This window comes from Methylophilus sp. 'Pure River' (assembly GCF_046765995.1).
Lineage (GTDB): Bacteria > Pseudomonadota > Gammaproteobacteria > Burkholderiales > Methylophilaceae > Methylophilus.
In genome coordinates this window covers 50,159-71,653 of the sequence record NZ_JBKOUE010000005.1, presented here as the reverse complement: position 1 = coordinate 71,653, position 21,495 = coordinate 50,159, and the positions used below count along the sequence as shown (strand labels likewise).

The following is a 21,495-nucleotide window of genomic DNA, read 5'->3' as shown; positions in this document are numbered from 1 at the left end:
GACTGGCTATTGATTCAGCCGCTCAGGACACAGGTGCATCGCTTTTCTCAAAACGGCCAAAGTGCAGCATGATGGTCGGCAAGATCAGCAGGTTAAGGATGGTAGAAGAGATCAGACCGCCGACAATAATCGTCGCCATTGGCCCTTCAATTTCCCGTCCCGGTTCACCGCTGCCAATCGCTAGCGGCAACAGTCCCAGCGCGGTCACCAGTGCCGTCATTAGCACGGACGGCAAGCGTTCAGAGGCGCCGCGGATGCAGGTGTCCAAATTCCATTCATAGCCTTCTACGTCTACCAGATGCTGGAAATGCGACACCATCATGATGGAGTTGCGCAGCGTGATGCCGAACAGGGTGACAAAGCCCACCAGGGTGCCGACCGAAATCCAGCCGCCGGTAAAGAAGGTCGCGACAACGCCGCCAATCAGCGCAAAAGGCAGGTTGGCGAAGGTGAGCATCAGGTTACGCAGGCGACCAAAAGCGATATACAGCATGAGGAAAATTGCCACGCCAGCCACCAGCGAGTGAATAATCAGGTCTTGCCGAGATTGCGCATTGGCCTCTGCTTCGCCAGAAAATTCCAGGTAGTTACCGCTGTTTAATTGCAGTTTTTTATGCAAAGTGTTGCGTATGTCTTCGAGCAATAAGGCCTGGTCGCGGCCGACAATATTGGCGGTAATGGTTTGAATGCGCTTGGCACCCGAGTGCAGAATTTTGGAGCGGCCGCCTTCTTGCGCCACATAGGCGACATCGGACAATTTGAGCATTTGGCCTTCCGGGTTGAAGATCGGGATATTGCGCATGTCTGCGATATCATCGCGCGAGGCATCATTGAGCAGTACGCTGACGCCGATGGAGCGGTTGCCCATAAACACGTGGTTAACTGGCACGCCTTCATAACAGGCCTTGACCGTATCCAGCACGTCCAGGGGTTGCAGGCCCCATAGTGCCAGTTTTTCCTGCTTGAGGCGGATCACAATTTCTGGCGTTTCTGGTGGAGATTGCACCATGACATCACGGACGCCGCGTATGCTACCCAGCAGGTTGGCGACCTTTTGCGCATCGCGGTCCAGCGCATCCAGATCCTGGCCAAAAATATTAATCACCAATCCGGCGGCGTAGCCGGAAATGGTCTCTTCAATGCGCTCGGTTAAGAAGGTGTTGATAGCAAAGTTGGCGCCGACAAAGCCCAGTTCGACTTTGCCATCGCCATCGTCGTCTTCTGTTTCACCGGCAAGCTCTTCGCGAATGTCATGGAAAATACGTTCCTGTTCTTTACCGGACACGGTGCCGATTTCGACTTCGAATTCACTGTAATGCGTGCCAAAGGTGTCTGCTGCATTGGGCGCGCGGCCTACCCATTGCGCCACGCTCTTCACGCCAGGAATCTCCAGCAGCACTTTGGTGACCTGGTTGCCCAGCTTGAGTGATTGTATTTCTGAGGTGCCAGGCACCGTGGTCATATGCAGGATGTAATGGCCTTCGCGCAGGGCAGGGATAAACTGGCTTCTGAAGAGCGGCAGAATCGCCAGGCCCAGCGCAATACAGACAAAGCTGGTCATGAGAATCATCTGGTAACGATGCTCAATTTGATATAACAGTTTGACGTAACGCTGTTTCAGCCAGCGCAAGACAGGAGAGTCTTCATTTTGCAGCGGTGCGTTTGCCAGCAGGGCGTAGCAAAGTGCGGGTGTCAGGGTAAGGGCAACCACTAGCGAGGCCAGGATGGCGGAAATATACGCGTATCCCAAGGGGGCAAATAGTTTACCGGCCACGCCCGACAGGGTCAGAAGCGGCAAGAATACCAGGGCTACAATAATGGTGGCATAGACCACCGAGCTACGCACTTCCATCGAGGCGCGGAACACCACTTGCGCCGCAGGCAGCGGTTGCGCCAGTAAACGGTTTTCGCGCAGGCGGCGGAAAATGTTTTCCGTATCAATAATGGCATCGTCGACCACTTCACCCAGGGCAATGGCCAGGCCACCCAGCACCATGATGTTCAGCCCGACGCCATATTGGTAGAGCACCACAATCGCGGTCAGTAACGACAATGGAATCGCTGTGGCTGAAATGACGGCAGTACGCACGTTAAACAGGAATGCAAACAGCACCACCACCACCAGGAACGAGCCGATTAAAATATCCGTGCGCAAGCTGTGTATGGCGGTTTCAATAAAGTTGGCCGGACGGAACAAGCCTTCATGTAGCGTCACTTTTTGCGCGGTCAGGCTGGGTTTGATGTCCGCCAGTTTGCGCTCCAGCAATTGGGTCAGCGCATACACATTGGCACCCAGCTGGCCTTGTACTGATAAATAGACCGCAGGATGGCCATTGATGGCCGCGGCGCTGATAGAAGGTGCTGCCCCTTCGGCGACTTCTGCCACATCGCTGATGCGGATAGTGCGGCCCAGTTTGCGCAATAGGGTGATATTGGCTAATTGTTGCGGCGTAGTGGTCTGGCCCTGGCTATTGAGGATAATGCGCTGGTTGTCGTTTTGAATATAGCCTGCGCCACGTACGCCGGTGGCACGGCTAGCCGCATTGACCACATCTTGCACATTCAATTGGTACAGCATCAGTTTGCGCGGATCAATTTTGATCTGGAACTGGCGCACTTCGCCGCCGTAGACGTTGATATCAGCGACGCCAGGGATGGCCATCAGGTGCGGCGTGAGGTGCCAGTCGACCAATGTCCGTAATTGCATCAGCGACAGTTTGTCCGAGGTCACACCTATCCCCATGACCGTGCTGGCCGAGGAGGTGAGCGGGGTGATGTTGGGCACAATGCCTGGCGGCAACTGGCTGCCAAGCATGTTCAAATGTTCGGCAACGATTTGCCGGTTACGGTAAATGTCTGATTTATCCTGGAAAATCACCGTAATAATGGACAAGCCGGGAATCGACTGCGAGCGCAGGCTTTTAATGCCGATCGCCCCCGAAATGACATTCTCAATCGGCTGTGTGACCAGTTTCTCGACCAAGCTGGCCGAGAGGCCTGGCGACTCGGTTTGAATCACTACCTGGGTCGGGGCGAATTCCGGGAAGACGTTGAGGTCGCTCTGGGTCAGGCTGTAAGCACCATAGACTATGACCAGCAGGGCGAGCCCTATCATCACGCCGTAAAAGCGGATGGCAAACCTGACCAGTGCCGACATCATGCTGGCAGTCCTCTGTGATGATTCAGCATTTGCAGATTAATCTTCATTTTCATTCTTAATCTGAAACTTGAATTCTTCTGACAGCAATAGTTGCGCACCACGGGTCACCACTTCGGTGCCTGATGCGATGCTGTTATCAAACCAGCCATTATCCAGTTCAATGTCAGAGGCAACCGGTTTTCGCAAAAAGGTATCCGGCTTGGTTTTGACGTAAATCCAGGCCATGCCGCCATGCCAGGCAATCGCCTGGTTAGGCACAATGACACCTTTCATGGTGGCAGAAGAAGATTGTGCCGGTACCACATTCACACGCATACCGACGCGTAAATAGTCTGCTGGCGCACTATAAAAATAGGTTTTGCCGATATTGCTGATATCGGTCTGGATGGATTGCGACACATAATCGGCCTTGATTGGCGAAATTTCATCCTGAATTGGTGAAATATACAGGCTGGAATTGCCTTCAGGGGCTTTGTAGTTAAGTGGAAAGCTTACTTGCACCAGCACTTTTTTCTGCATGAGCAGGTCATGCAATGGGCCAGGGGAGGGGTGCTGGGTGATCAAGGTAGCCAGCGGCTGTCCCCATTGCGCAACAATGGTATCCGTGAGTGCTTTGAGTTGTGATTGTGTGGTTTTGATCTGGGTCTGGTCGTTAATGACCAATGCCTGTGCTTCCTGCACAGCCTTATCAGAGACGTTCTTATCGTCTTCATTCAGGTGTTTGTAGCGCTGGTATTGTAACTGGTGATTAGGCAGCACACTTTCAGCCAGTGCCAGTTGTGATTTGAGCAATTGATATTGGCTGTTATAGTCGACCAGGGTTTGAATTGAAATGACCGAGCCCAGTACCTTGATATTGCCGTGGTAATCGTATGGCTGTAACGGTTGCACGCTGATGCCGCTGTTTTGTTGGGTGGCCAGGTTGAGTTGCACCACTTGCAGGCCATTTTGCTCAGTAACACGCACCGGCCCTTCAATTTCTTCCTCGCTGTCATCCTGAATCGATTCGTATTCATCGCGGCCAACAAATACGATAGTCCAAATCAGAATCACAATTAAAATAATCTGGGCCCCGATAATCCAGAGTGCTTTTTTATTCATTTTGCTGGCGCCTCTTGCTGCTGGTTGGCAAAGGTCGTTGCACGTTGTGATAGTGCAATCGGTTTTTGCATCACATTTTCAATCTCCTGCAATGCTCGCATGACATTCGCCTGTTGTGTAATCAGGCGCTGTTGTGCGCTATAAAACTGGATTTCTGTCTGCAGGTATTCGGTTTTGTCGATCAGGCCTTGATGCCACTGGTTCTCAAGTTGTGCTTTGCGGCGCGATTGTTGTTCATATTCGCGCGTCAATGTCACCAGTAGGTTGGCTGAGTCGCGGTACTTGATAAAAGACTGCTCTGAAAGCTGGATGACCTGATGTTGCAGGGCGTAAAAACGCACTGCTTCATTTTGCCGTACTTGCTCGGCATGCGCCCACAGATCAGAAGACTTGTTGAGCAGGTTGAGCATGGTGCCTATGCCCAAAGACCAGATTTTGTCGCCATACTCATAAATCATCCCTGGGTTGAGTGACAGGTCTGGGTAACGCTTGGCCATTTCCAATCGGAGTTGTGATTCTGCTTTTGCATATTGTGCCAGCCCGCGCTGGATATCCATGCGGTTGGTCAAAGCCGTGTTCTGGATAGTGGATGCGTCCGCATACGCCTGCGATTGTGCAAATCTTGCCTTTAATATCTGTGATAACTGAATCGGCGCAATATTCAGTGGCAGGTTTTGCTGCTCGGTCAGGCCTGCATCATGCAGGATCTTTTGTTCGGTCTGCCTGATTTGCAAGGTCAATTGCTGTAATTGCCAGGCGGATTGGTCATGTTGCAGGCGGATGGGCAGTACATCTGATTTACCCGCTACACCATAATCCAGCCGCTTCTGGTAGGCAGCAAGCAGCGTCTGCTGGGCTTTCTGCAATCTGCTTAGGTTGCCTTGCATGGCTTGTTGCTCAGCCAGCAGGATCAAGTCAAGGCTCAGTTGCTGCCGCAAAGTCCAGGCAGTTTCCGAAATCATTATTTTGGCAATGTCGGCCTGGTATTGCGCAATGTCGATATTGATCTGCCGCTTGTTGGCGGTAATCACCGGAATATCGACCTGCAAACCGTAAGACCAGGGATTAATATCGCCATTAGCGCGGTTGCTGTGTGATAGCTGGCCATTCAGGCCGACTTGCGGGCGCAAGCCAGCGCTGGTGATGCCCGCCAGGGCTACCGCATAGTCAGATTTAGCGACCTTAAGGGCAGGGTGGAAGTAGAGCGCTGATAGTGTCAGGCTATCCAGGTCCCAGGCTTCAATGGGCCAGGCTGTTTGCGGCGATTGTGTGGTGACAAAAGATTTAAAGCCATCGGTGGCTGGTGTTGCCTGTTGAATGGCGTCGATATTCTGTTGTTGTGGAATAGGCTTGGCCTGAAAGGCGATGCCGCATGCCGTTAATAACAGCGGGGAAAGGTAAGCGAGCAGACGCATGGCGCTTGTAGGGCTGGCGTCTATACACCAGCGCCTGGCGAGAGTTTATTCGACGCCTGCATTTATTCTACGATGGTCGCGTGAGCGGCATCCAGCGCGTCTTGCAATAACTCTTCTGGCAACTGATTGATGGTCGTTGCCAGCAAGTCGGCTGCTTCGACGGTGCGGATTGGTAAATCCGCAGTATTGAGCTCTGCGATTAAACCGGCAGCCACACCAGTAATTTTGAGCAAAATCTCACGCTCTCGCATTAAAAGCTCAAGTTCCGCTCTAAGCATATTTTCTTCGGCTGAATGCATATCCTGTCCCATCAACAACTTCTTTTATGATCTTTAATCCAGCATCTTGCAGTTGAACGTCAGGCTTGTCAATGTGAACGCCTCAAGTTTGTGGAATCGCTTAAAAATGGGCTATAATAGCAAATTGTCGGTGTTGGCTGGCAAGATGCGAAAGTGGCGGAATTGGTAGACGCACTGGATTTAGGTTCCAGCGCCGCGAGGCGTGAGAGTTCGAGTCTCTCCTTTCGCACCACCTTATTATAATCGGGTGGTGCATGAACGAAATAACAGGCTTCCGTTGCAGGAGGCCTTTATTGTTTTTAGCGTTAGATGATTAGCGAAAGAGATGGCATATGAATATCGTACAAACACCAAATGCACCCGCTGCGATTGGCCCTTATGCACAAGGGGTTGTCGTCGGTAATATCCTTTATACCTCTGGACAGATTGCATTGCGCCCGGACGGCAGTTTGAATGATGGCGACATCGTGGTGCAAACCCGTCAGGTCTTGGCCAATCTGCAGGCAATTATTGAAGCCGCTGGGGGCAATTTGCAGCAAGTGGTCAAAACCACCGTGTTTCTTAAAAACCTGGATGACTTTGCGGCGATGAACCAGATTTACGCGGAAGCATTTGCAACCCACACGCCTGCGCGCTCCACCGTACAAGTGGCTAAGTTGCCGCGTGATGTATTAGTGGAAATTGAAGCCATTGTTGCTTTAAACTAATGCGCATCAGGTGGTGCTTGAAGTCTGTGCTTCTGGCGCCATATTAGGGTTAAACACAGGCTTTTTAAAAGGCTTGGCGCTATTTGCATCAGCGAAGTGATGTGCTCGTGGCGTAGGCATGGGCTTGAAGTTTATTTCAATTGAGAGTTGTGTTATATTTTTAGGCTCTTTTTTCATGATTTGATCACTATTTAAACCCTTTAGAGTGTGGTCAGGTTGTGTTTAAACATTTATTAAGGCGCACAAGCATGCGTCTACTTACATAACCCATCGTTATTAAAACGATTTTTACAGGAAGTTCAGCATGGCAGCAGTATCTGTTGAAACAGTCAGCAACTTGGAACGTCGCATGACTATCAAAGTCCCTTTGGCTCCGCTGGAAGGGCAAATCAGACAACGTTTACAGCAAATTTCTCGTACAGCCAAATTTTCTGGTTTCCGTCCGGGCAAAGCGCCTATTGGCCTGGTGAATCAGCACTATGGTGATCAGGTGCGTGACGAGGTGTACTCCAAAGCGGTTGAGACCAGCTTCGGTGATGCTGTTGAGCAAAACAAGCTGCGCGTGGCTGGCTTCCCGAATATTGAACACCTGCCATTTAAAGATGCTGCAGAAGAGTTTGAATACATCGCGACTTTCGAGATTTTCCCGGAAGTGGCCGTGGGTGATCTGAGCAAAGTGAAGATCGAACGTCCAGCGCTGGAATTGTCCGATGCTGACGTGGAAAAAACACTGGATGTGTTGGTGAAGCAGCGCGTAAGTTACGAGCCTGTGAAGCGTGCCTCTAAAAAAGCGGATCGTATTAACATCACATTGACGGCTTCTATCGATGGTCAACAGGTTGAAAGCACGGGCGACCGTGGTATTGACTTGGTGATTGGTGAGCCAGGCCGTGTAAAAGAATTTGATGATGCCTTGATCGGTGGTAAAGCCGGTACTGAGAAATCATTCGACATTACTTATCCAGCAGATCACAATCCAGCCCAATTAGCTGGTAAAACAGTGACTTACGATGTGAAGTTCGTGTCTGTGTCACAACCGGTTTACCCTGAAATTGATGCCGAGTTTGCTAAAAACCTGGGCGTGGAAGATGGTAACCTCGACACCATGAAGTCTGAAATTAAACAAAGCCTGGAACAAGAAGTCGACAAGCGTATCAAAGCGCGTGTGAAAGAGTCTGTATTCCAGGCCCTGGTGGATGAAACCAGCTTCGAATTGCCAAAAGCAATTGTGTCTGCTGAAACTAATCGTCTGATGCAAGTAGCTGCACAAAATCTGCGTCAACGCGGTGTGGATCCAACGCAAGTACCAATGGAGCCTTCAGTGTTTGAGACACAGGCACAACGTAACGCCAAGTTGCGTTTGGTATTGACTGAGTTGGTGAATAGCAATAACTTGCAAGCAACGGCTGATCAAGTGCGTGCCATGGTAGACAGTTTTGCGCAAAGCTTTGAGAAACCTGACGAGCTGGTCAGCTGGTATTATGCAGATGTAAAACGTCTGGATGAGCCAGCAGCATTGGCAACGGAAGAAAACGTAGTGGCTTGGGTGCTGGATAAAGCCAAAGTCACTAACAAGAAAATTAAATTTGATGAATTGATGATGGCAGGTGCTTAAACCATGAATTATATGAACGCGAACGAGGGCATGATGCAACAAAGAATGGAGCCGCAAGGGCTTGGCTATATCCCAATGGTCATCGAGCAAAGTGGCCGCGGTGAGCGTTCGTATGACATCTATTCACGATTACTCAAAGAGCGTGTCATTTTCCTGGTCGGCCCTGTCAATGACATGACAGCCAACCTGGTGGTGGCGCAGCTGTTGTTCCTTGAAGCAGAAAATCCGGACAAGGATATTTCCTTGTACATCAACTCTCCAGGTGGTTCTGTGACTGCCGGGATGTCGATTTACGACACTATGCAGTTTATCAAGCCGGACGTGAGCACATTGTGTATTGGCCAGGCCGCCAGCATGGGCGCATTTCTGCTGACTGCAGGCGCCAAGGGCAAGCGTTTCTGCCTGCCTAACTCCCGTGTCATGATTCACCAGCCACTGGGCGGTTTCCAGGGCCAGGCTTCAGACATCGAGATTCATGCCAAGGAAATCCTGTATTTGAAAGACAAGTTGAATGGCATTATGGCGCATCATACTGGCCAGAATATTGACACCATTGCCAACGATACCGATCGTGACAATTTTATGAGCGCTGACGCTGCCAAGGCTTATGGCCTGGTAGACCAGGTGATTGCCGCACGTAGCGCTGTTTAATCAGCGAGCAACCAGCAGGGGAATAGCATGGCAAACAAATCTGATAGCGAAAAGCTTTTATATTGCTCGTTTTGTGGCAAAAGCCAGCACGAAGTCAAAAAACTGATTGCTGGTCCTTCTGTGTTCATTTGCGATGAGTGTGTTGACTTATGCAACGACATTATTCGCGAAGAGATCCAGAGCCTTAACGAAATCAAGTCTGCAGATAAAAAACTGCCGACACCGCAAGAAATCTGCCAGATTCTTGATCAATACGTCATTGGCCAGGTACAGGCGAAAAAGAACCTGGCTGTGGCAGTTTACAACCACTACAAACGCCTTGGTTATAATCCGCTGTCTGATAGCAATCAGACCGGTAAAGATGACATCGAAGTGCAAAAAAGCAATATTTTGCTGATTGGGCCAACCGGTTCAGGTAAAACATTGCTGGCACAAACACTGGCACGGTTGCTGGATGTGCCATTCGTGATGGCTGATGCCACCACGTTGACTGAAGCTGGTTATGTGGGTGAAGACGTTGAGAACATCATGCAGAAATTGCTGCAGAAGTGTGACTACGACGTTGAAAAAGCACAGCGCGGTATTGTCTACATTGATGAAGTGGACAAGATTTCCCGTAAATCTGACAATCCGTCTATCACCCGTGATGTTTCAGGTGAAGGCGTGCAGCAAGCCTTGCTGAAACTGATCGAAGGCACGATTGCCTCTGTACCACCACAAGGTGGGCGCAAACATCCTAATCAGGAATTTGTGCAATTGGACACGACTAACATCCTCTTCATTTGCGGCGGCGCATTTGATGGCCTGGAAAAAGTCATTCGTCATCGCTCGGAAAAAGGCGGCATTGGTTTTGGCGCTGAGGTGAAGAGTAAGGAAGATGTACGTGCGGTTGGCGAAGTCCTGCGCGAAGTTGAGCCGGAAGATCTGATCAAGTTTGGCCTGATTCCTGAGTTTATTGGTCGTTTGCCAGTGGTGGCAACGCTGGAGTCTCTGGATGAAGCTGCCTTGATGACGATTTTGGTTGAGCCGAAAAACGCATTGACCAAGCAGTATATGAAGCTGTTCAAGATGGAAGGCGTGGAGCTGGAGTTTGAAGATTCCGCACTGCTTTTGATCGCTAAAAAAGCGCTTGAGCGTAAAACCGGTGCACGTGGTTTGCGTTCTATCATGGAACATTCATTGCTTGATCTCATGTATGAATTGCCATCCCTCAAGGGCCTGGCTAAGGTGATTGTAGATGCTGGCGTGATTGAACACACTTCCGAACCAATTCTGATTTATCAGGATGCGCAAAAACGCGTTGAAAACGCAAGCTAAATCCCCCTTGCAATAGCCGTCCGGCTATTGCAAGATAGCATCTACAACATTAGATGCCTGCTCTCTTGAATTCTCAAAGAATGTTCCCATCTAAATGCAAAGGACTGGCTCCTTTGACACTTTTTGAAAGACGCTATGACAGAACACACTTTGCTTGACTCCGAGATACCCGAAGAAAACGCCTTGATCCCGTTATTGCCATTGCGCGATGTCGTTGTCTACCCGCATTTAGTGATCCCGCTGTTTGTTGGCCGTACCAAGTCGGTCAAAGCACTGGAGCGCGCCTCAGAAGGCGATAAAAAGATTTTGCTGGTCGCCCAAAAGTCTGCCAATAAAGACGATCCTGCGGCAGAAGACCTATACGAGATCGGTACACTGGCGACTGTGCTGCAAATGCTCAAGTTGCCTGACGGCACCGTCAAGGTGCTGGTTGAAGGCCTGCATCGTGTGCGTGTTTCCGATTTTGTGGAAACAGACGATTGCTTCATGGCACTGGGTGTAGAAGTAGAGCAAACCGATCAGGACGACAAAGAGGCAGAGGCCTTGATGCGTACCGTCATGACCCAGTTTGACCAGTACGTCAAACTGAACAAGAAAATTCCTCCAGAAATCCTGACCTCACTGGCAACGATTAACGAGCCAGGCCGCCTAGCGGACACGATTTCTGCACATCTGACGCTCAAGCTGGAAGAAAAACAAAAAGTGTTGGAAATGCTCAGTGTGATTGAGCGTTTGGAGCATCTTCTGTTCCTGATGGAGTCTGAAATCGACATCTTGCAGGTAGAAAAGCGCATCCGTGGCCGCGTGAAACGCCAAATGGAGAAAAGCCAGCGCGAGTACTACCTGAACGAGCAAGTAAAAGCCATTCAGAAAGAACTGGGCGAGCAGGATGAAAACGCCGAGATGGAAGAGCTGGAGCAGCGCATCAAAAATGCGGCAATGCCTAAAGAAGCACTGGCCAAAGTCACTGCCGAGTTCAAAAAACTCAAATTGATGTCGCCAATGTCTGCCGAAGCTTCAGTGGTGCGTAATTACATTGATACTTTGCTCAATCTGCCTTGGAAAAAGAAAACCAAAATCAGCAAAGACCTGCAAGCCGCAGAAGCGATTCTGGATGCAGATCATTACGGCCTGGATAAAGTCAAAGAGCGTATTGTCGAATATCTGGCTGTACAGCAACGCGTGGGTAAACTCAAGGCGCCAATCTTGTGCCTGGTAGGCCCGCCAGGGGTTGGTAAAACCTCGCTGGGTCAAAGTATTGCTAAAGCTGTGAACCGCAAGTTTGTGCGTATGGCTTTGGGTGGTGTACGTGATGAAGCCGAAATTCGCGGTCATCGCCGTACCTATATTGGCTCTATGCCGGGTAAAGTGCTGCAAAGCATGACCAAAGTCGGCGTGAAAAACCCTTTATTCCTGCTCGATGAAGTCGACAAGATGGGGCAAGACATGCGTGGAGATCCATCTTCGGCCTTGCTGGAAGTGTTAGATCCTGAGCAGAACCATACTTTTGCCGACCACTATGTTGAAGTGGACTATGACTTGAGTGACGTGATGTTTGTGGCCACGGCCAACAGCATGAATATTCCTGAGCCATTGCTGGATCGTATGGAAATTATTCGCTTGTCTGGTTATACCGAAGATGAAAAGATCAACATCGCTCAGCGCTATCTGTTGCCTAAGCAACTGAAAGCCCATGCGTTGAAGTCGACAGACATTGCCGTGGCTGAAAGCGTGTTACGCGATATCGTGCGTTATTACACGCGTGAAGCGGGTGTGCGTCGCCTGGAGCAAGAAGTTGCCAAGATTTGCCGTAAAGCAGTTAAAGAGCAATTGCTGGCCAAAGGCAAAAGCAAAACGGTTAAAAAGATCAATATCACCAGCAAGAACATTGAGCAATATCTGGGCGTGAAGCGTTACGACTTTGGTGTTGCAGCCAAAGAAAACCAGGTAGGGCAGGTGACTGGCCTGGCTTGGACCTCTGTGGGTGGTGAGCTATTGACGATTGAAGCGGTGACGTTGCCAGGCAAGGGTAAAACCATTACCACTGGTAAGTTGGGTGATGTGATGCAAGAGTCTGTCACAGCCGCGATGAGCGTCGTACGTAGCCGTTCCGAAGGCTTGGGCATCCCGACTGATTTCTATGAGAAGAAAGACATTCATATTCACTTACCAGAAGGGGCGACGCCTAAAGATGGTCCAAGTGCGGGTATCGGTCTGACGACAGCAATTGTTTCTGTACTGACTGGCATCCCAGCCCGTGCAGATGTGGCTATGACGGGTGAAATTACCCTGCGTGGTGAGGTCCTGCCGATTGGTGGTTTGAAAGAAAAACTGTTGGCAGCGCATAGAGGTGGCATTAAAACAGTGCTCATTCCTTCTGCCAATGAAAAAGATTTGGTCGAAATTCCGGCCAATATCAAAAAGGACCTGGACATTCATTGCGTAAAATGGATAGACCAGGTGCTGGATTTGGCGCTTGAAAGCGCACCGCAACCGTTGGCCGTCAATGCGCCAGCGGTTGAGATTGTGGCTTCTGGCGACGCGAATCCGGAGCAAGCTGTCACGCATTAGTAAAATTGATGCGAATTATTGTCAAAAGGCCGGATTAGCGCTTGACAGCTCGTTTTGCGGCTTGATATAAAGACGGTACAGGATGTACCTGTCTTTTTAACTAGTTATTAGGGGAAACACGTGAATAAATCAGAATTGATAGATCATATTGCAAGTGCTGCTGGTATTTCTAAAGCCGCTGCGGCTCGTGCTCTGGATGCAACAACTGAGGCTATTTCCGGCGCATTGAAAAAAGGTGATCTGGTAACCTTGATTGGTTTTGGTACATTCTATGTAGGTGAGCGTTCTGCCCGTTCTGGCCGTAATCCTCGTACCGGCGCAACAATTAATATCAAAGCTGCTAAATCTCCTAAATTTAGGGCTGGTAAAGGTCTTAAAGATGCTGTAAACTAGCATTCTTTGGTTGAGCAGCGTTTAGTTGCTCTGCCAGCAGTAGCAACACAAGTGGTTGTTACGGGTGCTTAGCTCAGTTGGTAGAGCGTCGCCCTTACAAGGCGAATGTCAGCGGTTCGACCCCGTTAGCACCCACCAAACAATTAAAATTAAGAGTGCGAGGTCTGCGCTCTTAATTTTTTGAGTGACGCTGTACTTAAGAAGTTACTTTAATAAGTGAAGCTAAGTACAAGCAAATAATTAAAAAATAGTTGTTGATTTTATAAGAAACAGTGTTATAATTTCAGCTTAACGATTACCGGGAGCGGTAGTTCAGTTGGTTAGAATACCGGCCTGTCACGCCGGGGGTCGCGGGTTCGAGTCCCGTCCGCTCCGCCAAATAAAAAGCCCTGATTTATTCAGGGCTTTTTTCTTTTCTGCATTCCTTACCTGTCTTTTGATTCCAATAACATCTTGCAGGTTTAAACCTGATTTAAATGAATTCTTTTTGAGTGGCAGCATGCTCTTGCGAGATGAGCATCTGCGTCTTAAATGCTGCGTTTAAATGTACAAGGATGCTTGATTGGCGCTCTGTCATTTCTGAGCCGTTAGAACGCCACTGGTAAAGTGCGAACGCCGGGCCTGAATCCGGCGATATTGGCGGGTTTATGGTATAGTTTGCTGTTGCAAAAAATCAGGTAATGGAAACTATAAAATGTTGGAAGCATTAAGAAAACACACACAAGGATGGATGGCAAAAATCATTCTGGCGCTGATTGTGGTGCCGTTTGCGTTGTTTGGTATCGACTCCTATTTAAATCAGGCTGGCGGCCAAGTTGCAGTGGCTAAAGTCGATGGTCAAAAAATTTCACTGCAGGAGTTTTCCAACGCAGTCGAAAATGCCCGCAATTACATGCAGTCACAAGGGCAAAAAGTCGATCCAGCCATGCTGGAAAGCCCGGCATTCAAGCAGTCAGTACTGGAGGGCATTATTACCCGCCGTTTGGTAGACAGCGCGGTGCAGGATTACCGCTTTAGAATCAGTGATGAGCAATTGAGCCAGCACATTCTGGGCATGCCAGAGTTTCAAAGCAATGGTAAGTTTTCTGAAGAGACTTATAACCAGTTGCTGACCCAGAACAAGCTGACGCCAGCCAAGTTTGAACAAAGCGTGCGTAAGGACCTGGCTGTACAGCAGGTGCGTGATGGCTTGACTAACCTGGTGTTTATGCCAAAAAAAGTGGCTGAGCAGTCACTGATGTCAGAGTTTGAGCAACGTGAAGTGACCGTGGCAGACGTGAAAGTGTCTGACTTCATGAGTCAGGTGAACGTGACACCGGAACAGGTGCAGGCTTATTACAACCAGCATAAAACCAAGTTCATTGCACCAGCTAAAGTGAAGTTGCAGTTTGCTTTGCTGACTGCCGCTGGTTTGATGGGGCAGGTGAGTGCGTCAGATGAAGAAGTGAAGCAGTTCTATGACGAAAACGCAGCTAAATTGCAAGGCGATGAGCAGCGCCAGGCCAGTCATATCCTGATTGGTTTCAGCAGCACGGCAACGCCTGCTGAGAAAGCAGCCGCGAAAGAAAAGGCAGAGACGATTCTCAAGCAAGTTAAAGCCAACCCTAAGAGCTTTGAAAAACTGGCGATTGAAAACTCACAGGACACGGGCTCTGCTGGTAAAGGCGGCGATTTGGGCAGCTTTGGCCGTGGCGCGATGGTGAAGCCATTTGAAGATGCCTCGTTCTCAATGAAGGTGGGTGACATCAGTGATCTGGTTGAATCCGAGTTTGGTTACCACATCATCAAGCTGACTGGCGTTACCGGTGAGTCTTCAGATTTTGATTCTGTGAAACTCAAATTGAAAGCAGAGTTGCTGTTCCAGAAGGCGCAAGCCAAATATGCTGAACTGGCAGACGACTTTGGTAACACCGTGTACGAACAGTCTGGTAGCCTGGATCCAGTGGCCAAGAAGTTCAATGTACAAGTACAAACGTCTCCAGCCATGAGCAAGGAAGAAGTGTCCAAGTTCTTTAAGAGTGATCGTTTCGCCACCTTGGTATTTTCTGACGAAGTCGTAAAAGAAAAGCGTAATACTGAAGCCGTTGAAGTCTCACCAAACAACCTGGTGGCTGGACGTGTGGTTGAGTACACGCCAGAGGCGCCACGTAGTTTCGACGAAGTCAAAGGCGGTATTGAAGCACTGTTGAAAGCCGAAGCCGCAGGCAAACTGGCACAACAAAAAGGTGAGGCTCTGCTGGCAGACCTTAAAGCAGGTAAAGCGACGGATACGGACTGGATCACGCCGGTGACTATCGATCGCAGAAACGCACAAGGGTTGAGCGATGGCGTCATGCGGAACGTATTCAAGGTGAATACGCATACCTTGCCAGCCTATTATGGCTTTAATGAAGCGAATAAAGGCTACACCGTGATTAAAGTGATTGCGGTTAACCAGAAGCTCAAAGACCAGCCAGACGTCGCTGATAGAGCGTTTAAAGCCTATCAGGCGGCATTGGGCGATGAGATGTCACATGCTTATGTCGGCTCACTCAAAGCGAAAAAGGATATTCAGTTCAACGCAAAGGTATTGTTATCAAAAGGTAACGAATAATTTAGCTGGCTGAAGTAAAGAAAGGAGGGCATTGCCCTCCTTTTTTATTTTGTATAGAGGTTTTTATTGCGAACTGGCAAGAAAACTCAAAGCGGTTGTACTACCAGATGAAAGCAACCAGGCAAGCGCGGCACAGTTAAGAGTAATCGTCATCCAGAATAAGAGTTGGAAAGAAAGCTTTTTCGATTTGTGGCGAAACCACCTTTGTGCCAGAATTGCGCCCGGCCAGCCACCAATCAATGCCAGTATATGTAATGTAATTTCTGGTGTGCGTCTCAGATTTCGCTTGGCTGCTGATTTATCTCGCTGATAGACGATCAGCGACAAAATGCTTGCTGCGATATAAAGGTAAAAGATAAGTGGCTGTAGTTTGCTCAAAAAGACCGCGGTAGCCATGCAGGCAAGAAAAACAATGGCAAAAAGTAACAGAAAGGTACCATCTTTGGATGGTACTGCATCATCAATGTATTTAACGTGTTCAGCCTGCAGTTTTCCATTTGCAGCCTTTTTGACTGTGTAAGTCACAATGTCATTATTCATCGGTCGGCGATCACGGTTCGTAAAAGCCGTTATATGAACAAACACCTGGTTGCTGCCGCTATTAGGCATGATAAAGCCAAAGCCTTGTTCGTCTTTCCAGGAGGTGATTTTGCCTTGATAACGAGTGCGTTTCATATTTCAATCTTGTTGGCCACACTTAAAGTAAGGAAGTGTGCGCTTTGTCACAGTCGCACTTGACTGATGGATTAGCCATTATTGCCATTTGACGTCTCGGATTAAAATACCAGTTCTCGTGTACCCAATAACTACATGCGCTGCAAATAAGTACTTCAACTCGCTCTTAAATGCCTTCAGCTTCTGAATGTTGTAGTGGTGATTGATTATTGAAGACGCCTTCTTCATTTCAATAACTAGAATGTTCTGGGTGTTTTCGCCGCGCTTGTGAACGATGATGTCTGGAAAAATAGTCACGGCCTCGACCTCATCATATTTTGCTGGTCGTTCAGCTAGCATCAGTTTCTTTACATCGAAACCGTCTCGGTTGTACTCGCAGTCAACTTGATAGTTTGGAAATTGAGATAAAAGGTGAACCGCTAACATATGACTTAGGCTACGTTCATTTGTATCGGCGGATAGGAGATGCTTGTCATGAGTGAATAGAGAGTCCAATGCCACGTTGAGGGCGCTATGGATATCCGCTTCGCTCGGGTTGCTCATGATTTTGAATGCTTAACGTTGGAGGTAAGGGGCCGCTTTGGTGTGCAGCGCTAGGCTCTGACAGGATTATGTAGTTGCATCGACAAGTAGTGCTAACCAGCGGTCAAGTTTCTTTCGAATCAATGGATATGACATGGCAAGTAGTATAGCGAGCCCACAAAGCGCCCATGCTATGTAGATTCCAACCATCGTCAGATTATCTACGTTAAGGAGTACCACTCCAAATCCTCCCATAACAAGGGTAGCGACCACGTAAGCTAGATGAACGAACGGGCGCAGAGACTTAAATGAATTTGCTGAATCTTCGGTTAGTGCATGCAGGCGGATAGCTGCGGAAATCAATGCTGGAGCAAACATTATAGCTAACATGCTTCCAAGGCCAAATGGGAGTACAGCAGATGCAGCAGCGATACTCACGCTGAGAACTGTAATGCGCGAACGCAACTTGTTTATTTCCTGCTCTTGTTGGAAGCGGGGGATAATTTGGTCAAGGATCACATTTTGAATTTTAGGATCTAATCCTGGAACTGGCACAGAAGACTCCAACTCAGCAGTTAGTTTCTGCCATGTAGAAAAGTGCTGAGCAAGAGCTTGACGATGAAGTTCAGCTTGCTCTTTTATTACCGCTACACGCGCTAGCGATGGGATGTTCTTCGTAATTTGCTCTTCCATCTCCGATTTCTGAGCTAGCAACCTCTTGATTTCTTGTTCAGAAATTGTTTTATCGAGATTTAGCTCTGCCCATTTTGTCAGTGCTGCTGTTCCTTTGGCTGATCGTCGCTGCTCGATATAAGCAATCAAAGTGACAATCCCGAAGATAAAGCCGCCAATCGTAAGCCAGTCTTTCCATTCCAGACCGAGAACGAAGCTAATCATTTGCTGTGTCATGCATTACCACCATTATTAAGCAGATTCCCCATGCTCAAACTGCGCTTCTTTTGCGCTCGCTAACGCACTATTTATTAAAGGATACCCTGGCGCTTCGCGGTAAATCAGCACCCATTCATCATTCTTATTTAATGGGGTGTTGCCAAAAACTACCAAGGCTGCTTTGCGCAATTGATTGAAAACAAGTGCAACCACATCTTCTTCTGCCCCCGAATCACCCACTTCACCTTCAAACTCTTCCAAGATTATCGTATGTCTTCTGTTAATCAGAAACATATTTTCTTGGGTGGGTGTGCCAACAATTAGTAGCAGATGGTTATCCCCGACTAATGAGAATTCAAATATTTTTCTCAATTCTTGTAGTTTTATTCGCTCGCTCGGCTTGATTTCAACATATAGATTAAAGTCTGGTAGGTAAAAGTCAGGTAAGTATGCGGCTCCAGAAGGTAAGGCAAACCCCTCCAGTTCATATTCATATTTTATTTGAGCATGCCCAAAAAAGACAGCCCAGCGTGCCTCAAGACGAGACCTAAAGCGATAACCGTTATAACGAGTTTCAATTGCCTTAATGGTATGCATGGTATGATTGCCCAACGTAAATGAGACTTCTAAAATTGACTTTATAGTTTAGTCAATTCGGTGTGTATAGTTATTTGAAAATTAACTATATATTTAAATTCAAGGTGTTAATTATATTTCGTGCACCATTATTAAATGGATTTTAAAAATTAGTACACCTATATTTTGCATATATTTTTTATTGCTATGAGTAATCTCCATTTAATTTATCGTATTGTTGTTAGATAGGCTATAAAAAACGCCTGGCTTTTCACAGCGCAGGCGTTTTGTTTTAGGAATGGCCAGCTTTAATCGATTTGACCTGCGGCAGTGATATTCATACCACCATCCACGTAGGTGATTTCACCAGTCACGCCAGAAGCCAGGTCACTAGACAAGAAAGCGGCAACGTTACCCACCTCTTCAATGGTGACGTTGCGGCGCAGCGCGGCGTGTTTCTCGTTAAAGCCGATCATTTTATCGAAGTCGGCAATGCCTGAGGCGGCCAGCGTTTTGATCGGGCCAGCAGACACTGCATTGACGCGGATGCCACGTGGGCCCAGGCTTTGGGCCAGGTAGCGCACGTTGGCCTCCAGGCTGGCTTTGGCTACGCCCATGACGTTGTAGTTAGGCATGGTGCGCTCTGCGCCCAGGTAGCTCAGTGTGAGCAGGCTGCCGTTGCGGCCTTGCATCATTGGGTAGGCTGCTTTAGCCATGGCAGAGAAGCTGTAGGAGCTGATATCGTGCGCTATATGAAAGTATTCGCGGCTGATATTGTCCAGATAGTCACCATCCAGGGCGACTTTAGGCACGAACGCGATAGAGTGTATCAAGCCATCGAGGCCATCCCAGACTTTGGCCAGCTCTACGAATAGGTTGTCGATTTGCGCATCTTCAGCCACGTCACAGGGTAAGACGATGTTAGAGTCGAAGTCAGCAGCCAGGTCGCGCACACGCTTTTCGTGTTTGTCGACCTGATAGGTAAAGGCCAGCTCAGCGCCTTCACGCTTCATTGCAGCTGCAATGCCATAAGCGATTGAACGGTTGCTCAGCAAACCGGCAATCAGAATTTTTTTTCCAGCAAGAAATGCCATGCTTGTTCCTGTTTGGTAATTTGGTTCAGTTAATTGGGTTAGCGGGTGTGAGAACGCGGGTCAAACACATCACGCAAACCTTCGCCGAGCAGATTATACCCTAACACGGTAATTAATATGGCAAGTCCGGGGTAGAGCGAGAGCCACCAGGCAAACTGGATATACTCTTTGCCGTCGGTGAGAATGTTGCCCCAGGAGGCTTGTGGCGGTTGCACACCGAGACCCAGAAAGCTCAGGCCGGATTCGAGCAGCACGGCACTGGCGATACCCAGCACGACGCTGACTAATACGGGGGTGAGGCTATTAGGCAGGCAGTGTTTAAAAATCACGCGCCAGTCTTGTGCGCCCAGTGCGGTAGAGGCTGCGACAAACTCACGTTGGGTCAGGCTTAAGAATTCGGCTCTGACCAGGCGTGTGACGCTCATCCATGAGGTGAGGCCAATGACGATCATGACATTGGTGATAGATGGGCTTAAAAAGGCAATCACGGCCAGAATCAGGAAAAAGCTGGGGATAGACAGCATGATGTCGACCAGACGCATGATGACGGTATCTACCCAGCCGCGGTAGTAGCCAGCCAGGGCGCCGAGAATGACGCCAATCACGGTTGAAATACCCACGGCAACTAAGCCGACCAGCAAGGATACGCGGCCGCCAAACAGCATGCGGCTCCAGACATCCCGGCCCAGGCCATCGGTGCCCATCCAGTGCTCTGCAGAAGGGCCAATCAGGATTTGTTTGACTTGCACGGCATCTGGGTCATAGGGTGCAATCCACGGTGCGAGCAGCGCCAGCAGTAAAATGATGCCAATGAAGCAGAGCCCGGTGATGGCCATAGGATTTTGCAGGATTCTTTGCATAGTCTTTTTTGCCCTCGCGTATTGTTTGCCTAGCGTTGTGGCATCACGCCTCTGCGCAGGCGCGGGTCTGCCCAGGCGTAGGCTAAGTCTGCCAGCAGGTTGCCCATGAGTGTGAGTGCTGAGCCGATGGTGAGTATGCCCATGATCACCGGAAAATCGCGCATCATGACGGCGTCGTAAAACAGTTTGCCCATGCCGGGGATGGCAAAAATGGTTTCGGCGATCACTGAACCGCCAATCAGGCCGGGGAGAGATAAGCCGACTAGCGTAATGAGTGGCAGTAGGGCGTTGCGCAAGGCATGGCGATAAGTGACGGTGCGGTCACTGAGGCCTTTGGCACGTGCTGTGGTCACAAAGTCCTGGCTGAGGACATCCAGCATGCCATTTTTGACAAACATGGTGATTCCGGCCAGGCCTGTGATTGCTGGAATCACCACTGGCAGGAACAAATGCATGAAGAGATCCTGGCATTTTTGCCAAGCATCCAGTTGCGCATAATTAAGGCTATGCAGGCCAGAAATCGGGAACCAGGGGTGAATGACGCCCAGCCAGTACATCAGCAATAACGATAGCCAGAAACCCGGGATAGAAAAGCCGATAAAGTTAAACAGGGTAATGCTGCGGTCTGGCCAGCGGCCATATTTTTTGGCCGCGATGACGCCTAAGGGCACAGCCAGCGTCAGGGTCAGAAACAAGCCGACCAAATTCATCAGCAGCGTAATCGGTAGCGCCTCCTGGATCATGCCAGGGGTGGTGTTGCCGTCTTTATCGGTTTCTGCCCAAAACACCGGTTTTTGGTGGCTGGCAAATGAGTGGCCAAAGTCCAGATGCACCATGCGCTCCAGCCAGAGGCCATATTGCACAATCACGGGTTTGTCTAAATGATAGAGCTCGCGCAGCTTTTGACGAGATTCTTCAGATGACTTGGGGTCAAATGCGGCCTCGGTGCTGGTGATATCCCCCGGCGCCAGGTGCATGATGAAGAAAGAAATCAGACTGATGCCGATCAACATCGGAATCATCCACACTATGCGTCTGATCAGGTAATTGAGCAT

Annotated in this window: 19 protein-coding genes and 3 tRNA genes; 10 read left to right on the top strand and 12 right to left on the bottom strand. The window is 49.1% G+C overall.

All coding sequences use genetic code 11. From position 1 onward, the window contains the following. Positions 1-22: 22 nt before the first annotated feature. The 4 genes from ACIDE9_RS07150 to ACIDE9_RS07135 form a co-directional block, all read right to left on the bottom strand. Positions 23-3,160 carry an efflux RND transporter permease subunit gene (locus ACIDE9_RS07150; protein ID WP_411993802.1) on the bottom strand — a complete coding sequence of 1,046 codons (3,138 nt, stop codon included), beginning with the start codon at positions 3,158-3,160 and terminating at the stop codon, positions 23-25. A 36-nt stretch (positions 3,161-3,196) separates the two neighbouring features. Then, positions 3,197-4,261 carry a hypothetical protein gene (locus ACIDE9_RS07145; protein WP_411993800.1) on the bottom strand — a complete coding sequence of 355 codons (1,065 nt, stop codon included), beginning with the start codon at positions 4,259-4,261 and terminating at the stop codon, positions 3,197-3,199. Then, entirely contained in the window at positions 4,258-5,676 is a 1,419-nt protein-coding gene (locus ACIDE9_RS07140; RefSeq protein ID WP_411993798.1) for a TolC family protein, read from the bottom strand. Before ACIDE9_RS07140 ends, ACIDE9_RS07145 begins: the two co-directional genes overlap by 4 nt. A 62-nt stretch (positions 5,677-5,738) precedes the next feature. Beyond that, positions 5,739-5,975, bottom strand: a complete 237-nt coding sequence (locus tag ACIDE9_RS07135; RefSeq protein WP_194741911.1) for a hypothetical protein — start codon at positions 5,973-5,975, stop codon at positions 5,739-5,741. 147 nt (positions 5,976-6,122) lie between these two features. Between ACIDE9_RS07135 and ACIDE9_RS07130 the strand changes: the two genes are divergently transcribed. After that, positions 6,123-6,207: transfer RNA gene (locus ACIDE9_RS07130), tRNA-Leu, on the top strand. Positions 6,208-6,307: 100 nt separating this feature from the next. After that, positions 6,308-6,682 carry a RidA family protein gene (locus ACIDE9_RS07125; RefSeq protein WP_194753538.1) on the top strand — a complete coding sequence of 125 codons (375 nt, stop codon included), beginning with the start codon at positions 6,308-6,310 and terminating at the stop codon, positions 6,680-6,682. A 6-nt stretch (positions 6,683-6,688) separates the two neighbouring features. Here ACIDE9_RS07125 and ACIDE9_RS07120 read toward each other — a convergent pair whose 3' ends face one another. Next, a complete protein-coding gene (locus ACIDE9_RS07120) occupies positions 6,689-6,859 on the bottom strand; it encodes a hypothetical protein (protein ID WP_411993796.1) in 171 nt (56 codons plus the stop codon). A 127-nt stretch (positions 6,860-6,986) separates the two neighbouring features. Between ACIDE9_RS07120 and tig the strand changes: the two genes are divergently transcribed. The 8 genes from tig to ACIDE9_RS07080 all read left to right on the top strand — a co-directional run bounded on the left by tig (position 6,987) and on the right by ACIDE9_RS07080 (position 15,822). Then, positions 6,987-8,297 carry a trigger factor gene (gene tig / locus ACIDE9_RS07115; RefSeq protein WP_411993794.1) on the top strand — a complete coding sequence of 437 codons (1,311 nt, stop codon included), beginning with the start codon at positions 6,987-6,989 and terminating at the stop codon, positions 8,295-8,297. Positions 8,298-8,300: 3 nt separating this feature from the next. Beyond that, entirely contained in the window at positions 8,301-8,948 is a 648-nt protein-coding gene (gene clpP, locus ACIDE9_RS07110; protein ID WP_305076196.1) for an ATP-dependent Clp endopeptidase proteolytic subunit ClpP, read from the top strand. A 27-nt stretch (positions 8,949-8,975) separates the two neighbouring features. Beyond that, a complete protein-coding gene (gene clpX, locus ACIDE9_RS07105; protein WP_194753541.1) occupies positions 8,976-10,265 on the top strand; it encodes an ATP-dependent Clp protease ATP-binding subunit ClpX in 1,290 nt (429 codons plus the stop codon). A 135-nt stretch (positions 10,266-10,400) separates the two neighbouring features. Next, positions 10,401-12,836, top strand: a complete 2,436-nt coding sequence (gene lon, locus ACIDE9_RS07100; RefSeq protein WP_194753542.1) for an endopeptidase La — start codon at positions 10,401-10,403, stop codon at positions 12,834-12,836. A gap of 120 nt (positions 12,837-12,956) precedes the next feature. After that, on the top strand, positions 12,957-13,229 hold the full coding sequence (locus ACIDE9_RS07095; protein ID WP_019882242.1) for an HU family DNA-binding protein: 273 nt from the start codon (positions 12,957-12,959) through the stop codon (positions 13,227-13,229). Between the two features lie 62 nt (positions 13,230-13,291). After that, a tRNA-Val gene (locus ACIDE9_RS07090) sits at positions 13,292-13,367 on the top strand. Between the two features lie 163 nt (positions 13,368-13,530). Then, positions 13,531-13,607: transfer RNA gene (locus ACIDE9_RS07085), tRNA-Asp, on the top strand. A gap of 316 nt (positions 13,608-13,923) precedes the next feature. Continuing rightward, on the top strand, positions 13,924-15,822 hold the full coding sequence (locus tag ACIDE9_RS07080) for a SurA N-terminal domain-containing protein (protein ID WP_411993791.1): 1,899 nt from the start codon (positions 13,924-13,926) through the stop codon (positions 15,820-15,822). A gap of 63 nt (positions 15,823-15,885) precedes the next feature. Here the strand turns inward: ACIDE9_RS07080 and ACIDE9_RS07075 are convergent, their stop codons facing one another. The 7 genes from ACIDE9_RS07075 to ACIDE9_RS07045 form a co-directional block, all read right to left on the bottom strand. Further along, complete coding sequence (locus tag ACIDE9_RS07075; RefSeq protein ID WP_411993789.1) at positions 15,886-16,497, bottom strand: DUF1294 domain-containing protein; 612 nt, start codon at positions 16,495-16,497, stop codon at positions 15,886-15,888. Between the two features lie 78 nt (positions 16,498-16,575). After that, entirely contained in the window at positions 16,576-17,040 is a 465-nt protein-coding gene (locus ACIDE9_RS07070) for a hypothetical protein (RefSeq protein WP_411993788.1), read from the bottom strand. A gap of 66 nt (positions 17,041-17,106) precedes the next feature. Next, the gene (locus tag ACIDE9_RS07065; protein WP_411993786.1) at positions 17,107-17,928 is read right to left on the bottom strand and encodes a hypothetical protein; all 822 of its coding nucleotides are present in this window, start codon (positions 17,926-17,928) and stop codon (positions 17,107-17,109) included. A gap of 15 nt (positions 17,929-17,943) precedes the next feature. After that, entirely contained in the window at positions 17,944-18,507 is a 564-nt protein-coding gene (locus tag ACIDE9_RS07060; protein WP_411993784.1) for a hypothetical protein, read from the bottom strand. Between the two features lie 287 nt (positions 18,508-18,794). Further along, complete coding sequence (locus tag ACIDE9_RS07055) at positions 18,795-19,580, bottom strand: enoyl-ACP reductase (RefSeq protein ID WP_194753547.1); 786 nt, start codon at positions 19,578-19,580, stop codon at positions 18,795-18,797. Between the two features lie 38 nt (positions 19,581-19,618). Continuing rightward, complete coding sequence (locus ACIDE9_RS07050; protein ID WP_411993782.1) at positions 19,619-20,440, bottom strand: ABC transporter permease; 822 nt, start codon at positions 20,438-20,440, stop codon at positions 19,619-19,621. A 29-nt stretch (positions 20,441-20,469) separates the two neighbouring features. After that, entirely contained in the window at positions 20,470-21,495 is a 1,026-nt protein-coding gene (locus ACIDE9_RS07045) for an ABC transporter permease (protein WP_411993780.1), read from the bottom strand.

What these genes read in the sequence shown, in the direction of transcription:
- ACIDE9_RS07145 (WP_411993800.1), bottom strand. Translation starts at nt 4,261, where the DNA reads ATGAATAAAAAAGCACTCTGGATTATCGGGGCCCAGATTATTTTAATT.
- ACIDE9_RS07080 (WP_411993791.1), top strand. Translation starts at nt 13,924, where the DNA reads ATGTTGGAAGCATTAAGAAAACACACACAAGGATGGATGGCAAAAATC.
- ACIDE9_RS07070 (WP_411993788.1), bottom strand. Translation starts at nt 17,040, where the DNA reads ATGAGCAACCCGAGCGAAGCGGATATCCATAGCGCCCTCAACGTGGCA.
- lon (WP_194753542.1), top strand. Translation starts at nt 10,401, where the DNA reads ATGACAGAACACACTTTGCTTGACTCCGAGATACCCGAAGAAAACGCC.
- ACIDE9_RS07125 (WP_194753538.1), top strand. Translation starts at nt 6,308, where the DNA reads ATGAATATCGTACAAACACCAAATGCACCCGCTGCGATTGGCCCTTAT.
- ACIDE9_RS07075 (WP_411993789.1), bottom strand. Translation starts at nt 16,497, where the DNA reads ATGAAACGCACTCGTTATCAAGGCAAAATCACCTCCTGGAAAGACGAA.
- ACIDE9_RS07060 (WP_411993784.1), bottom strand. Translation starts at nt 18,507, where the DNA reads ATGCATACCATTAAGGCAATTGAAACTCGTTATAACGGTTATCGCTTT.
- ACIDE9_RS07150 (WP_411993802.1), bottom strand. Translation starts at nt 3,160, where the DNA reads ATGATGTCGGCACTGGTCAGGTTTGCCATCCGCTTTTACGGCGTGATG.
- ACIDE9_RS07065 (WP_411993786.1), bottom strand. Translation starts at nt 17,928, where the DNA reads ATGACACAGCAAATGATTAGCTTCGTTCTCGGTCTGGAATGGAAAGAC.
- tig (WP_411993794.1), top strand. Translation starts at nt 6,987, where the DNA reads ATGGCAGCAGTATCTGTTGAAACAGTCAGCAACTTGGAACGTCGCATG.
- ACIDE9_RS07055 (WP_194753547.1), bottom strand. Translation starts at nt 19,580, where the DNA reads ATGGCATTTCTTGCTGGAAAAAAAATTCTGATTGCCGGTTTGCTGAGC.
- ACIDE9_RS07140 (WP_411993798.1), bottom strand. Translation starts at nt 5,676, where the DNA reads ATGCGTCTGCTCGCTTACCTTTCCCCGCTGTTATTAACGGCATGCGGC.
- ACIDE9_RS07050 (WP_411993782.1), bottom strand. Translation starts at nt 20,440, where the DNA reads ATGCAAAGAATCCTGCAAAATCCTATGGCCATCACCGGGCTCTGCTTC.
- ACIDE9_RS07045 (WP_411993780.1), bottom strand. Translation starts at nt 21,495, where the DNA reads ATGCTCAATTACCTGATCAGACGCATAGTGTGGATGATTCCGATGTTG.
- ACIDE9_RS07120 (WP_411993796.1), bottom strand. Translation starts at nt 6,859, where the DNA reads ATGAAAAAAGAGCCTAAAAATATAACACAACTCTCAATTGAAATAAAC.
- clpP (WP_305076196.1), top strand. Translation starts at nt 8,301, where the DNA reads ATGAATTATATGAACGCGAACGAGGGCATGATGCAACAAAGAATGGAG.
- clpX (WP_194753541.1), top strand. Translation starts at nt 8,976, where the DNA reads ATGGCAAACAAATCTGATAGCGAAAAGCTTTTATATTGCTCGTTTTGT.
- ACIDE9_RS07135 (WP_194741911.1), bottom strand. Translation starts at nt 5,975, where the DNA reads ATGCATTCAGCCGAAGAAAATATGCTTAGAGCGGAACTTGAGCTTTTA.